Raw genomic sequence first — 14,729 nt, forward strand, 5'->3', positions numbered from 1 at the left:
CAGGCATGGGGCAAAGGTTTCAGGGTTTGCGGTCTCATGAGTCCGGGAGTTGGGTGATATCGGTCGGTTCGAGGTTGGGGGCCCGGTTCACCTCGTGCCGATAGATCGATGAGGCGTCGTACACGTCTTTCTTCAGCCGGTTGATGGAGCCGAGCGGGCGATGCGCGGCCAGAGCGCGCCACGAGTTGAACGACAGCACGTCGTCGCCGAACGCGCGCCGCTGTGGACTGGCCGGGTTTTGCTGGTGGAAGACGATTTTCGCGACGGGGCGGTGTGGTGAAGCATCTTCGGGCCAGGGGATCGTGGCGTCCTCGATCGGCATCGTTTTCGGGTCGGTGCAGAGCTGCACGCCCAGCTCGTACTCGGCGGTGTGGGTGGACAGGAAGTCGATGATCAGATCACGGTGGGCGTCCTGGTCGGCGTGTTTTGGAAGTAATTGGTCCTCAAGGGCTTTGACCTCCGGTGAGAGCGGCGCGTATCGGAGCTTGGCCACGTAGTCGCCATAGCGGATCGGCGCCGAGGAGTAGAACGTCTCGCCGAGGATGGGGCGGTTCTCGGCGACGAACACCGCTACGTTGGGCGGGATCGGCACACCGATTCGCTTGAGCCCAGCCAGGATGTCGCTGCTCACGGCCATCACGCTGTCGGGCAGGCGGGCCAGCAGGGTGGCCGTCGGCATGCCTTTGACCAAATAGTCGTGGGCATCGGCGAACAGGAATTCCCGGTGGGTCACCATGATGAAATCCTGGGTGGTGGCGTCGTCGTCTGCCCGGGCTCGCGGACCCTGCACGCCAAGCACTTTGATGGCCAGGCCACGGACACCGCGCACGCGGTCACTGCGCAGAACGCCCGAGGTGGTCGACAACCGGGCGATCACCGGATACGTGCGCGACTCGGCGAACAGCCCTTGGGCCAGAGAGGGCGGCAGGTTCGGATAGACGGTCAGCTCACCGCGCAGGATTGCGTGGCTCTTGGCATGGGCGTCGCGCAGCCCGTGCTTGAATTTCTTGTAGGCTCGAACGTTGTTCTTGTGCAACGCGTCAACGATCTTGGCGATCACCTCGGGCTCGTCGGGCCTCGGCTGTTCCAGATCGTCGCGGTAGCGAACGAATGTCTCCTCGGACACGGTCATCGTGCAGTGGCCTCTCTCGGGGATGCGGCGTCGACCGGGTTCCATGGTGTGAACGGATTGCGCACGCCCTCAAGCGCAGGGCCGAGTTCGCCGAAGTGCCGCAGTAGCACCGTGCGCATGTTGTTGTCGCGGATCCAGCCCATGCCCGCCTCGGTGTAGATCTCTTTACGGAAGCTGTCGGTGAAGAACCGGTCGCTCTCCAGCCGCCGCGACGCCATCAGGATGAACACCCGAAACGCGGTGTCGCTGAAGCCGAATCCGGGTGGTTTCGGCTCGGCGTAGAGGCCGATCATAAGATCCACGGCCTCGATGTCGTCGTAGACCTCCCGCAACTCGGCCGCCAATGTGCGTTCACCGGTGAGTTCCTCGAAACTGGCCACCGGCCTGAGCCGGAACAACCGTCGAAACTCGTTGTATCGCGGGACCCCTCGTTCCCGCGATCGGATGAGATCGATGGTGGCCAGATCGAGGAACTCACCGTCGTTGTGCTGCAAATGCTGCAGGTGGTGCGGATAGTTGTGCAGGTTCAAGGCGCCCGGGTTGGCGCGACCGAACGAGTACAGCAGATCGGTCATCGACGTCTCGGCGAGCCGGGCGCGGACGTTCTGCACGGTCAGGTCCGGCAGTTCGTGTTCGGAAAGCACACTGTCGTCGAGGGCCGAACGGAAGGTGAAAGTGTCGGGGATCAACGGATGCATCCGGTACACCGCGACGAACTCCTCGGTGAGTGCATACGGGATGCCGTGGTGGTTGGTGGGCGATCCGGGGATCCCGTGCAGCAGCACGCTGCTGGTCAACCGGCCGAAGCGGCGCGCGAAACCCTCGCCGAGAAGCCCGAACCAGTTTGCCCGCATGGCCGCGACCGTGGTGGGGTGCGCGATGATCGCTGTGGTCCAGTCGACGGTGTGGATCTTGGCCATCAATGCGGCGTTGACCAAGCGAGCCTTATCGTAGAGCTGCTGCGGTGAGAGCTGCGGGTAGGCCTCTGCGAGTCGGTCGCGGATGGCATTGTGCTCGCGCATGAACAGCGAATGCAGCAGTGCCAGCCCGACCCAGAAGTTGGCCGCCGCGCCGGTCAGGTCCACCGTCGCCTCTACATCGGGCGGCGGCAGACCCGAGTCGTCCAGCCGCAGCCGTCCCGTATCAGGGCACCGCAGCGCGTTCGCGAATGCCGTTGTGCTGCCGTAGATCTGTGACGAGTCCCACCAGTGGGTCTCCTGGGTGGTGAACGTGGCCGGGCCGGCGGGATCGGAATGCGGGTCCGGCGCGGTCCGGTACACCCACATGGGACGCTGGGTCCACGGGTCGTCGTCGGCCAACGGCACAACCCACGGCCGGGTCGGCGCGGTGCCGTGACTGAACCAGTCGTGCACCTCGAACTGGATCCACGCGGCCGCCAGCACGTTGAGTGTGGTGGCGGGCTGAAACTCGGTCCGGGTCAGCAGCGTGCGGCTGATCAGGCGTGGGTTGGGCTCAAGCAACTGCGTCGCCGTCTCCGGATATTGATGTGCCGGCGGCACATTGCGCCCGAAGCGGCATCCCAGCGCTCCCATCTGCGGCATGCCCAGATCGTTGTGTCTGCCGTCGCGGGTACGGGCGACGAGGTAGTTACCCGGATCGTCGTCAGCGGGGTCGGGTACCGGGCCGGGGTCGTAGAGGTTCTGGGTACGCAACTGGTGGCGCAGGCCGACCAGCACACCGAGGCCGAGCACCGTGGGTAGCCGGAACCAGCCGATGGTCTGATCCACGAGCTGAGCGAACCGGGCGGCCATGTCGGCCAACCAGTTCGGGCGCCGAGCCGTGGTCACCATCTCCGCTTTCCCCATCCGCGCACGTCTGGAATGTTGCCGCAGCGGACCGGAAAGCACATGAGTAGTGCGCTACTCGAACTGACCCGAACCTCGCGAGAGCCCGACAACTACTTGCGTGGGCAATGGGGTAATACCCATCGAACTGGAGTAGTGCGCCACTCGTGTCAGGTGTATCGGCAGGGTCGTACGTTTTCTGGTATCGGCAATAGATCTTGCTGACGGGAGAACCAGAGATGTCCGAGATGTCTGTGACCTCGACCGACCGAGAGTCGAGCCGACCATGATGGCGTGGCTCGCCGCACTACCGGTTTTGCTGCTCATCACCGTGGTGCTTGGCGTGTACGACCTGCAGCGCTGGCTCGAGCGCTGGGACCACGACCGGCACCTGTCGGATTGAGATCGATGCCATGCCAGGGGTAGCCGGGTGACCGCAGCCGAAGATCCATGGCCCGACCGGGTGCATTGCGCGCTCGGACGCCTGGCCACGCTCGAGGTTCGGGCGGATCTGCAACGTATCCGGGAGGCGGTGGCCGCACGCTTCGCCTCCCGGTTCGCCGCCGAGGACCGGCCCTGTGTCGCCGGCAGCCCGAAGTGGCACGGTGAGGTCGATCGGGCCGTCGAACAACTCATCGGAGCCGGTGTCGCTGCCCAGCCTGCCGGGGCCGCTACGCCCGTGCGGTTGACGCCGGCGGGCCGGCGCGGCGTCGATGCGGCCTGTGCGTCAGCCTTGGCCGCCGACGAACGTGCGCTCGCACCCGCGGCCCAGGCTACCGCCGGGCCAGGCCGGGATCCGCTCCTGGCCGGGGTGATCACACCACCGCTGCGGGCGAAGTTTCTCGTTCCTCCTCACGGTGATCCCGTCGCGGCTCGAGATGCGCTGTGGCCGATCATGATCGAATTGAACCTGCGTTACGCGGGTGGCATGGACGCGGCGATGCAGCGGGTGCGCGACCTGTGGCAACTGGTCGGCGGCATGGAGGTGCCGGCGCCCGTCGCCGGGCAGTACCTGGTGGGCGAGTTGACCACCGGCCAGATCGAGGGGTTGGTATCCGCCGATGCGGTACCACAGCGCTGGCCGGAGCGGGCGGTCTACCGGGTCTGGCCCGACTTCGAGACCCGCCCGCTCATCGACGCGTCTTCCACCACCATCAAGGCCGTCCCGGCGCAGCGGGCGTTCGACAGCTTCGGTGACGGGATCGTATGGGCGGTGATCGATTCCGGGATCGCCGGCGATCATCCGCACTTCACCGGGCATCAGACCCTGAGCGACCCGGCGGTGGCCGATCTGCATCGCGACTTCACCGCCGGTGAGCAGATCCAGTCCGCCCTCACCGACGACGACGGGCACGGCACCCACGTCGCGGGCATCATCGCCGGGGGATTGGTGGGGTTCAAACCCGAGGACGTCTACGTCGCCGAGAAACGCTTCAATGTCGGCGCCCCGGGCGGGGATGACCCGATCCTGCAGCAGCGGACGGTCGCTGATGTCGGCAAGCTCGCCGGGATGGCACCGCGGGCCAAGCTGGTCAGCCTCAAGGTGCTGGGCCCAGGTGACCAGACGTCGCGCGTGAGCCGCGTGATGCGGGCCCTGGACTACGTCCGTGCGGTCAACGCGCGCAGCGAGAGAATGCCCCGTATCCACGGTGTGAACCTCAGCCTGGGCTACGAATTCGCCGCGGAGTGGTTCGCGTGCGGGCAGAGCCCGCTGTGCCTGGAGGTCGACAAGACCGTGCGCTCGGGAGTGGTCGTCGTCGTCGCGTCGGGCAACACGGGTTACGTGTCGTTGAACCCGCTGTTCGCCAGTGACGTCACGAAGTTCAGCGCGGACATGACGATCAACGATCCGGGTAACGCCGAACGGGCCATCACGGTCGGTGCGACCCACCGGGATTCACCGCACACCTACGGGGTTTCGTACTTCTCGTCGAAAGGGCCGACCGGTGACGGGCGGCGCAAGCCGGACCTGGTGGCGCCGGGTGAGCGCATCACCTCGGCCGCGGCAGGCAGGAACCGCATCAGCGTCCAGCAGCAGACCGAGGCGCCGATCGCAGCCGGGGTGGCGCTGTACGTCGAAGCCACCGGGACCAGCATGGCGGCCCCGCACGTGTCCGGCGCCATCGCGGCATTCCTGTCCGTCCAGCGCGAGCTCATCGGCAAGCCCGAGGACATCAAACGCATCTTCGTCGAATCGGCGACCTCACTGGGTCGCGATCCAGCCTTCGAGGGCAGCGGTCTGGTCGACCTGCTGCGCGCACTGCAATCGGTATGAGTGGCGAAAGGAAACTGATGGACAACATCGACAGCATCGACGGCAGGCCGCTGTTTCGACTGGTGTTCGACGCCGACGGTTACATCGATCCGGTGACCTCGGTCGCGTTGACCGAGGGTATTCGGGCAAGTGCGCTCACCGATCTGGTGATCTTCTCGCATGGTTGGAACAACGACGAGGCCGCCGCGACATCCTTGTACGAGCGGTGGTTCAAACTGCTGTCGCCGCAACTGGATCCGTCCTACACGGTTGGTTTCGTCGGGCTCCGTTGGCCGTCCCAGCTGTGGCGCGACGAGCCGATACCGGACTTCGCCGATGAACAGGACGCCGACGACGGGGGTGCCGTCGCACTCGCGCACGCTCCGACCTTTCCCGCGGGTGCGCCGACGATCGACCCTGCCGAACTCGCCGACCTCAAGGCAATGTTCCCGCGCGGCAGTGCGGATCTCGACATGATCGCCGGGCTGCTGGCCCTGCCGCCCACGACGGTACGGGCCACGCAGATGTTCGCCGCGCTGCGGGCCTTCAACGCCCACACGGAGACCGGATTCGCCGACGGTGAAGTAGACCCGGCCCGCATGCTGCCTCCCGGCACCCCCGGAATGCTCGACCCCCAACGCAATCCCGTCGACGTGTTCACCAAGTTCGGTGACCGGCTGGCCGACGCCGGAGCCACGTTCGGCGGTACCGGCGGCGGCGCGGCCGGTATCGGAGATCTCGGCCAGAAGGTGTGGCACGGCGCGAAGGAGGCACTGCGGCAGCTCAGCTACTGGCAGATGAAGAACCGCGCCGGCGTGGTCGGCCGCAACGGACTGGGCCCGGCCATCGACCGGCTGGCCGACGGGTACCCCGCGCTGCGGTTCCATCTCGTCGGCCACAGCTTCGGCGGCCGGCTGGTGTCCTACGCGCTGGCCGGATTGCGGGAGCGCAAGCCGTCACCGGTGAAGGCAGTGACGCTGCTGGAAGCGGCGTACTCACGGTTCGCCTTCGCCGACCGGCTGCCGTTCCGCCAGGCCTCCGGCACGCTTGCCGGGTGCCAGAATCGCGTCGACGGGCCTGTGGCAGTCTGTTTCTCGCGCTACGACCGTGCGTTGAGCACCTTCTACCCGCTGGCCTCGGCAGCCGCGGGTGACGATGCGGCCGGGCTCGATGATCCGCTGTTCCGGTGGCGGGCCATGGGCTCGCTGGGTGCTTATCGTGCGGTGACGCAGCCGCTCAACGACGAGGGTGTGCCGTACAAGTTCCAGCCGCGCCAGCTGTTCAACCTCGACGCAGCGGCAGTGGTGAAAGCCGACGTGGGCCCGTCGGGCGCGCATAGCGACATCTTCCACCCGGAACTGAGCTGGGTGACCGCATCCGCGGGTGGCTTGAACAAGCCGTGAGCCGTGATCGTTTCCAGACCGCCCGCGGTTATCGGATCAATCGGTTTGCTGTGGCCGGTCGAGCGATATGTGGGGGCGCTCGCTTTCGTCGTGTGCCCAGACGATCCGCCGCGGCGCGGAGTAGACCTCCAGCATCGCCGAGTGGTCACGCTCGAAGTAATCCCACGCCCAGGTCAGGAAGGTATCGATCTTGGAGTGCACGCCGCTCAGCAGCATTGCGTGTACCCCTAGCCACGCGGCGAACGCGGCGGGACCCTCGACCTGGTGGCGGTGCTTGCCGACCTCGGCGATGGCAGCGTTGCGGCCGATCATCGCCATGATGCCCTTGTCCACGTACCGGAAAGGCTTTCGTTGTTTGCCCTGTCGGTCGAGCACGATATTGCGTGCTGCCCACGTCCCCGACTGCTGCGCTACCGAACCGAGCTGGGGCAGTGCCCCTGCGGTCGCACCGTCACCGTCTGGCACATTGGCGACATCCCCGACTGCGTACACACCGGTAAACCCTTCGACGGTCAGGTCCGGCCGGACGTCGATGCGACCGCCCCGCCCGGTGGCGGATCCGGCGTCGCTCGCGATCGATGCGGCAGACTCCCCGCCGGCCCAGATCACGGTCCGCGCGACGATAGCTGTCCCGTCGCTGAGGTCCACCCCGTCCTCCCGCACGCGGGTCACTCCTGTGCCGGAGTGGATAACGACGTTCTCCGCGGTCAGCTTCTTGTGGGCGTACTCATGGGCCTTGTCTGAGAACGGTGCAAGAAGGGCGGGGCCGTGATCGACGATGTGGACGGACCCACTGTTGGGCAACTGGCCGGTGACCCGCAGGGCGTGCCCGAGTTCGGCCAGCGCTCCGGCTGTCTCGACGCCGGTCGGCCCGCCGCCCACCACCACGATATCGAGCGCCCCGTCCTCGTCGGGACTGTTGAACAGGGCTTGGGTGTGCAGCCGCAGCCGCTCGGCATCAGCTACCGAGTAGAGCGGGAACGAGTGCTCGGCGGCCCCGGGGACGCCGAAGAAATTCGGGCGGGCTCCAGCAGCGATCACCAGGTGATCGCCGGACACCGTTCGCCCGTCGCGCAGCGTCAGGGTTCGATCGGACAGGTTGGCGGACTCGACATCCGCCACGACGACATCGACGTTGGGCAGGTCAGCTGTGATCGCGCGCAGCGGCCGCGCGATGTCCTCTGCGGGCAGCTGCGAGGTCGCTACCTGGTACAGCAGCGGCTGAAACTGGTTGTAGTCGTTGCGGTCGACAAGCGTGACCGACAGGCCCTTCTGGCCGAGGTGGCGCGCGCAGGCGACCCCCGCAAGTCCGCCGCCGAGAATCAGTACATCCGGCTCTTTCGCGGCCATATGGGTGCTTCCTCCCGTAATGCGGTTGTTCGTGAGCCAAGCTCAGGGCAACGCGGGCAATCCGATTGAGAGTAGAGGTTTGATCCACATACAGCCACCGGTGGGTGCGCACAGCAACATTCCGTGAAATGGTCGAAGGCGAGTGTTAGGGGCAGGCGCCCGGCAAGATGACAGCCATGGAGTTTGACCGTCACGAAGGAACTGGCGTTTCAGATCGTGAACCGGTGTCTCGACGACCGAGTGTTGGCGATGAACGGGTTCGCCTTGGTGAATGGGCCGGCGGGATCGCCGATGAACCCGCCCGTATTCCGTCGATTCGGATTGGTCACCGCTGGATCAGCACGCTATGGCTGATTCCGTTGGGGGTGGCCGGGGTGTTCGTCGGTGTGGTCATCGCTCAGCAACTTCGGCAGTTCGACTGGATGCAGGAGTTCATCCAGCGCTATCCGGGGACTGCGGCCGCCCGCGGCCACATCGAGCCCGGAATTCCGGCATGGCTGCGCTGGAGTCACCTCTTCAACATCGTGTTCATGATGTTCATCATCCGGGCGGGCCTGCAGATCCTGGCCGACCATCCTCGTTTGTATCTCAACGCGGGCAGCACACCGGGCACCGCCTGGCTCAGGTTGCGTGGGCCAATCCCGCCCGATCGACTGAACCCTACCGAGGCCAGGCAAGTGTGGACCGCCAAGGACGACTCGGTGTCGCTGCCCACCTGGCTGGGCATCCCCGGTGTTCGCCACACCATCGGGCTTGCGCGGTGGTGGCACTTCACCTTCGACGCGCTCTGGCTGCTCAACGGGGCGATCTTCTACATTCTGTTGTTCGCCACCGGGCAGTGGCGCCGCATCGTTCCACAGTCATGGGACGTGATCCCGAACGCTGCGTCCACGGCCGTGCAGTACCTGTCCCTGGACTTTCCGGCCAACGAAGGGTTCGTCGCCTACAACGGACTGCAGTTGATCGCCTACTTCTTGACGGTGTGGGTGTTCGCGCCACTGGCGTTCATCACCGGGCTACTACAGGCCCCGGCGATTGCGGCGCGCTTCGGATTGGGCAAGGGGCCGACCAACCGGCAGATCGCACGGTCCATCCACTTCCTGATCCTGCTGTGGATGGTGTTCTTCATCGTCATCCACACCGCGATGGTCTTCGTCACCGGGCTGGTGGGAAATCTGAACCACATCGTGTTCGGCACCAACACCGATTCCTACTGGGCGTTGGTCATCTACCTGGCGGCCATGGCCGTGATCGTCGTCCTGTGGCTCCTCGCGTCTCCCATCACGCTGCGACACCCACGGATGGTGCAGAAGGTCGGCCAGTCCTCGATCGGCTGGATCAAGGGACTCATGGAGTGGTTCCATCCCCGTGCTGATTACTCCGAAAAGGACATCTCGCCCTATTTCTGGTCCAACGGCACCCTGCCGATGTCGGGCGCGTATCGGCAGCTCCAGGCCGGTGACTGGTCCGAGTACAGCCTGCGGGTGGGGGGATTGGTCGAGAATCCGACCGATTTCAGCTATGCGGAGCTGTTGGCGATGGACAAGCACGAGCAGATCACCCAGCACTACTGCATTCAGGGATGGTCGGGCATCGCGAAATGGGGCGGTGTCCGGATGCCGGACGTCATGCGCATCGTTCGTCCCATGTCGTCGGCGCGGTGGGTGGTGTTCCGGTCAATGGCCGATGGCTCCGAACCCGGCGGAGGCCGCTACTACGACTGTCACAAGATCGATCACATGCGGGATCCGATGGCGTTGCTGGCCTACGAGATGAACGGTGAACCGCTCACCGAATCTCACGGCGCTCCTTTACGACTGCGTAACGAGCGTGAGCTGGGCTTCAAACAGGTCAAGTGGATCGAGTCCATCGAGTTCGTCGACAGCTTCGACCACATCGGCAAGGGTCAGGGCGGTTACAACGAGGATCACGAGTACTTCGGCTACCGAATGCCAATCTGATTCATCGGCTGGGGCACAGACGTTCCTCCGATGCCGCTTTCCGGGCGGCCTCGTTCTGAACACTTGTGCAATCGTTTGACTGTTTGGGCTGTTTCGGGTCTACTGGTGAGCGCACCCGGTGTGAGCCACGCCGCGTAGTGAACGCCTGTGGCGCGTGATGGCGTGATCGGAGGAGGTGACCCGCCATGGTGGAGGGAAGTAGTAGCTGCCTCCACACCGCTGTGTGCGGCCACCGATCCCGAGGGAGTCTGGGTTAGCTGCAACAGTCGGGTGGAGGTCATCGCTTCAGAGTTTCTCAACGATGCATGATTTCTCCGCGAGAAGGACCCGACCATGTCCCACCCCACGTTGCGGCTGAAGACCCGGCCGGATCTCGTTGTCGGCCAGGACTATCCGCTGACCGAGTTGGCCGACGCGCCCGTGTTCACAGTGTTTCAGCGAGTGGCGAGTTCCCCGCGTGGGTTGACCGAGCAGCAAGCTGACGAACGGCTGCGTCAGTTCGGCGACAACGAGTCGGCGCCGGCTACCGACGGCGGGCCAGTCACGCGGGCGCTGGCTGCGGTCCGCAGCCCTTTCGTGGCGTTGCTGGTGGCGTTGGGCGGGGTGTTCGTCGTGGTCGGTGACCTGCGCGGCGCGGTGACGGTCACGGTCATGGTGGTGCTGGCCGTCATCCTTCGGTGCTGGCAGCAGACCCGTTCGGTGCGGGCTATTCGCGCGTTGGGCGAGTTGGTGTCGACGACGGTGACGGTACGTCGGCGAGCCACCGACGACTGCGAACCGGTGGAACGTGAACTGCCCCAGCAGGATCTGGTTCCCGGTGACATCGTGATACTGCGTGCCGGCGATGTGGTCGCCGCTGATCTGCGGCTGCTCTCGGCGACCGATCTGGTCGTCGACCAAGCGGTGCTCAGCGGTGAAGCGTTACCGGTGCCCAAGGCCGTCACCGCACCTGCAAGTAGACCGGATCGCGGGCTCCGCGAACCGGTCGCGGACACTATGACATTGTGTTTCGCCGGGACCGCGGTGGTCGCGGGTACGGCGACCGGTGTCGTGGTTGCCACCGGTGCGAATACCTACGGTGGGTCGCTGGCCCGCACGGCCGCTGCGGCGCGTCCGGAATCGAGTTTCGACCGCGGTGTACGCACCGTGGGTTGGACACTGGTTCGGTTCATGCTGGTGATGGCACCCGTCGTTTTCGTCGTCAACGGTCTGGTCAACGGTGTGTGGGCGCAAGCAGGGATGTTCGCGGTGGCCGTCGCGGTCGGACTCACCCCCGAAATGCTGCCGGTGATCGTGACCACCAATCTGGTGCGCGGCGCGACCCGACTGGCGCGCGAGCGGGTCGTGGTGCGCCGACTGGACGCGATTCAAGATCTCGGCGCGATGACTGTCTTATGTGTCGACAAAACCGGTACCTTGACCGAAGATCGGATCGTTTACGCGCACAGCATCGACGTCACCGGTCGCCCCGACGACAACACTGCCGAATTCGCCTATCTGTCAGTGCATTTCCTCGACGGCGTGCACACCCAACTCGACGACGCCATCATCGAACTCCTCGCCGACGACCGCCACCTCGATGTCCTGGCGGAGGCCGCCTTCACCAAAATCGACGAGATCGGTTTCGACCACACTCGCCGGCGCAGCAGCGTGGTGATATCCCGCCAACGCGACGAGCACATCCTGATCTGCAAGGGCGATCCGGACCAGATTCTGCCTCGGTGCAGCCGGGTCCGCCTGGACGGCGCCATCACCGAGCTAGGCGATGACCTCGCCGTCGAAGCCGACGACCTTGTCGACGCCTATCGGCGCCAGGGTATGCGCGTACTCGCCGTGGCGGTCGATTACCTGCCTGCCCGGTGGGATCTCTATACGGATAGCGATGAAAACCGGCTAATCCTGGCCGGTTTCATCGGATTCGTCGACCCGATGCGCGAGAGCGCGGCCACCGCGGCGGCCACGCTGGCCGACCACGGCGTCACGGTGAAAATGCTGACCGGCGACAGCAAGGTCGTCGCACGCCAAGTCGCCGGTCAGGTCGGACTTGACATCGGCACGCCGATCGTCGGCAGGCACATCGACAGGCTCGATGAGCGTCAACTGCAAATTTTGGCCGCGCGCACGAGCGTGTTCGCCGAACTCACCCCCACCCACAAGATGCGGATCGTGGCGGCGCTGCGGGCCGGTGGCCAGGCAGTCGGATTCCTCGGTGACGGGGTCAACGACGTCGCGGCGCTGCGCCTGGCTGATGCCGGAATCGCCACTGACACTGCGACCGACGCTGCCAAACAGGCCGCCGACCTGATACTGCTGGACAAGGATCTCGCCGTGGTCGCGCGCGGCGTGGTGGAAGGCCGGCGCACGTTGGCCAACACCATGAAGTACGTCAAGATCACCGCCAGCTCCAACTTCGGCAACGTGCTCTCGGTGCTGGCAGCAAGTGTGTTGCTGCCTTTCCTGCCCATCCTGCCTGTCCAGTTGATGGTGCAAAACCTGCTCTATGACACCGCACAGCTGGCCATCGCCTGGGACCGCGTCGACCGCGGCTATCTGCGGACACCGCGCGGCTGGCAGTCCGAAGGTCTGGTCAGGTTCATGGTTGTCTTCGGCATGTTGAGCTCGATGTTCGACCTGGCCACATTCGCGTTGTTGTGGTGGGTATTTGACGCGGCCACCGCACCGACGATGTTTCAGACCGGCTGGTTCACCGAAGGGCTCTGCACCCAGCTGCTGGTGGTGCTGATCTTGCGCACACCGGCGCTTCCCTGGCGCGCCAAACCTGCGAGAGCGGTATCGGCCGCAACGATCGGCGCCGCAACGATCGGATTGCTCCTGCCGATCAGCGCGCTGGCGGGACCGCTGCGGCTGACTGCTCTGCCCGTTCCGATACTGGCCTGCCTTGCCGTCGTGATCGCGGCGTACGGGGCGACAGCGCAGTTCGTCAAGCAACGCTACCTGCGTCATCACCCGATCTGGCTCTAACCAACCACGCGGCATACCGGCCACTGTGCGCCGGCGTAGCTGACACATCCGCACTCACCGTCACGACACCGAAGACAGGTGAAACCATGTCCGCACCAGGCACTTTCCCGACCCGCGGCGCGCTGGTGCGCCCGACCCGCGGCGTCGCCGCCGATGTGGTCGTCTTCCTCGCCGCGGCGGCATTGCTGTGGCTGATCGTGCGGGTTGCCCACGGCACCACTGTGGCGTGGACACCGCAGAGCGCGCCGGCCAGAGTTTCCACCGATCCTGCCGAACTGCCGTACTACGCAGCCCGATCGCTACTGCGGATGTTCGTCGCGCTGGCGCTGTCGCTGATCTTCACTTTCGTCTACGCCACCGCCGCGGCACGACTGCGCCGCGCAGAGAAAGTGTTGATCCCGCTGCTCGACGTCTTGCAATCGGTGCCGATCCTGGGCTTTCTGTCGGTGACCGTCACCGGCTTCATCGCGTTGTTCCCCGGCTCGGAGCTGGGATTGGAGTGCGCGTCGATCTTCGCGATCTTCACCTCCCAAGCCTGGAATATGACCTTCGCGTTCTACCACTCACTGGTGTCACAGCCGCAGGAACTCGATGAAGCCTCCAGGCTACTCAGATTGTCACGCTGGCAACGGTTTTGGCGGCTCGATGTGCCTAGCGGCATGATCCCGCTGGTCTGGAACGGCATGATGAGCTTCGGCGGCGGATGGTTTTTTCTCACCGCCTCGGAAGCACTCAGTGTCAACAACCAGCACTTCGCCCTGCCCGGCATCGGTGCCTACGTCGCCGCGGCCAGCGACGCCGGCGAACTCAACAAAGTCCTGCTGGCGATCGTGGTCATGATCGTCATGGTCATCGGAGTCAACGTGCTGTTCTGGCGGCCCCTGACCGTATGGGCCGAACGCTTCCGCGTCGAAGACTCCGAGACAGCCGACCTACCCCGCAGCCTCACCCTGAACTTGCTGCGCTATTCCCACGCCTCCCGGATCATCGGCAGGCCCGTCGGGCGCCTCGTCCACCCGCTCGATCGGGTGATGGCAATCTTCGGTGTCGCCGAGCGTCCCCTGCGCACCTCACCGACGCGACGGCGTCTCGGCGACACGGTGTTCACCCTGACCGTAGCTGTGATCATGGCGTACGGCGGCTACCGGGTTATCGATTACATCGCCACCACCGCGGGCTTCAGCGAAATCGGCCATGCCCTTCTGCTCGGGTTGGTGACCTTCGGCCGGGTCATCGTGCTCGTGATGGCCGCCACCGTGATCTGGGTGCCGATCGGAGTGTGGATCGGGTTGAACCCCAAGGTCGCCCGCCTCGCTCAACCCGTCGTGCAAGTGCTCGCATCGTTCCCCGCCAACTTCCTCTTCCCGCTCATTGCCGCATTCCTGGTCGCGACCGGCGTCAGCCTCAACATCGGCGGCATCGTGCTGATGAGCCTCGGAGCCCAGTGGTACATCCTGTTCAACGTCATCGCCGGAGCCAGCGCCATCCCCAACGATCTGCGTGAAGTCGCCACCAACCTCCAGCTACCCCGAAAGCTGTGGTGGCGCAAGCTGATCCTTCCAGCCATCTTCCCCAGCTATGTCACCGGCGGCATCACCGCCGCCGGCGGCGCCTGGAACGCCTCCATCGTCGCTGAAGTCGTCAGCTACAACGGCACCACCCTGACCGCGACCGGACTCGGGGCCTACATCACCGACGCCACGGCCACCGGCGACTCCAGCCGCATCCTCATCGGCGTCGTCGTCATGAGCTTCTACGTCGTGACCACCAACCGGCTGTTCTGGCGACGCCTCTACGCGCTGTCGGAACGACGCTTCTCTCTGACCTAACACGTCATCACTA

General features: G+C 65.2%; 8 protein-coding genes. 5 read left to right on the forward strand and 3 right to left on the reverse strand.

Going from position 1 to position 14,729, the window contains the following annotated elements; all coding sequences use genetic code 11:
- Positions 1-34: 34 nt before the first annotated feature.
- Positions 35-1,132, reverse strand: a complete 1,098-nt coding sequence (locus tag B133_RS0104605) for a catalase family protein (RefSeq protein ID WP_018599545.1) — start codon at positions 1,130-1,132, stop codon at positions 35-37.
- Complete coding sequence (locus tag B133_RS0104610; RefSeq protein WP_036418945.1) at positions 1,129-2,904, reverse strand: peroxidase family protein; 1,776 nt, start codon at positions 2,902-2,904, stop codon at positions 1,129-1,131. The genes B133_RS0104605 and B133_RS0104610 overlap by 4 nt, the downstream gene beginning before the upstream one ends.
- A gap of 463 nt (positions 2,905-3,367) precedes the next feature.
- On the opposite strand from B133_RS0104610, the gene B133_RS0104620 reads away from it, so the two are divergent.
- Entirely contained in the window at positions 3,368-5,212 is a 1,845-nt protein-coding gene (locus B133_RS0104620; protein WP_018599548.1) for a S8 family peptidase, read from the forward strand.
- 17 nt (positions 5,213-5,229) lie between these two features.
- Positions 5,230-6,594, forward strand: coding sequence for a hypothetical protein (locus B133_RS0104625; RefSeq protein WP_018599549.1), 1,365 nt, complete (start codon positions 5,230-5,232; stop codon positions 6,592-6,594).
- Positions 6,595-6,630: 36 nt separating this feature from the next.
- Here the strand turns inward: B133_RS0104625 and B133_RS0104630 are convergent, their stop codons facing one another.
- On the reverse strand, positions 6,631-7,944 hold the full coding sequence (locus tag B133_RS0104630; RefSeq protein ID WP_018599550.1) for an NAD(P)/FAD-dependent oxidoreductase: 1,314 nt from the start codon (positions 7,942-7,944) through the stop codon (positions 6,631-6,633).
- 224 nt (positions 7,945-8,168) lie between these two features.
- Here B133_RS0104630 and B133_RS0104635 point away from each other — a divergent pair, with 224 nt between their 5' ends.
- The 3 genes from B133_RS0104635 (at position 8,169) to B133_RS0104645 (ending at position 14,716) form a co-directional block, all read left to right on the forward strand.
- A complete protein-coding gene (locus tag B133_RS0104635) occupies positions 8,169-9,905 on the forward strand; it encodes a molybdopterin-dependent oxidoreductase (protein WP_036418951.1) in 1,737 nt (578 codons plus the stop codon).
- Positions 9,906-10,238: 333 nt separating this feature from the next.
- Positions 10,239-12,887 carry a magnesium-translocating P-type ATPase gene (mgtA, locus tag B133_RS0104640; protein WP_018599553.1) on the forward strand — a complete coding sequence of 883 codons (2,649 nt, stop codon included), beginning with the start codon at positions 10,239-10,241 and terminating at the stop codon, positions 12,885-12,887.
- A gap of 86 nt (positions 12,888-12,973) precedes the next feature.
- The gene (locus B133_RS0104645; protein ID WP_018599554.1) at positions 12,974-14,716 is read left to right on the forward strand and encodes an ABC transporter permease subunit; all 1,743 of its coding nucleotides are present in this window, start codon (positions 12,974-12,976) and stop codon (positions 14,714-14,716) included.
- The last annotated feature ends 13 nt before the right edge of the window (positions 14,717-14,729 follow it).

It is taken from the genome of Mycobacterium sp. 155, from assembly GCF_000373905.1.
Lineage (GTDB): Bacteria > Actinomycetota > Actinomycetes > Mycobacteriales > Mycobacteriaceae > Mycobacterium.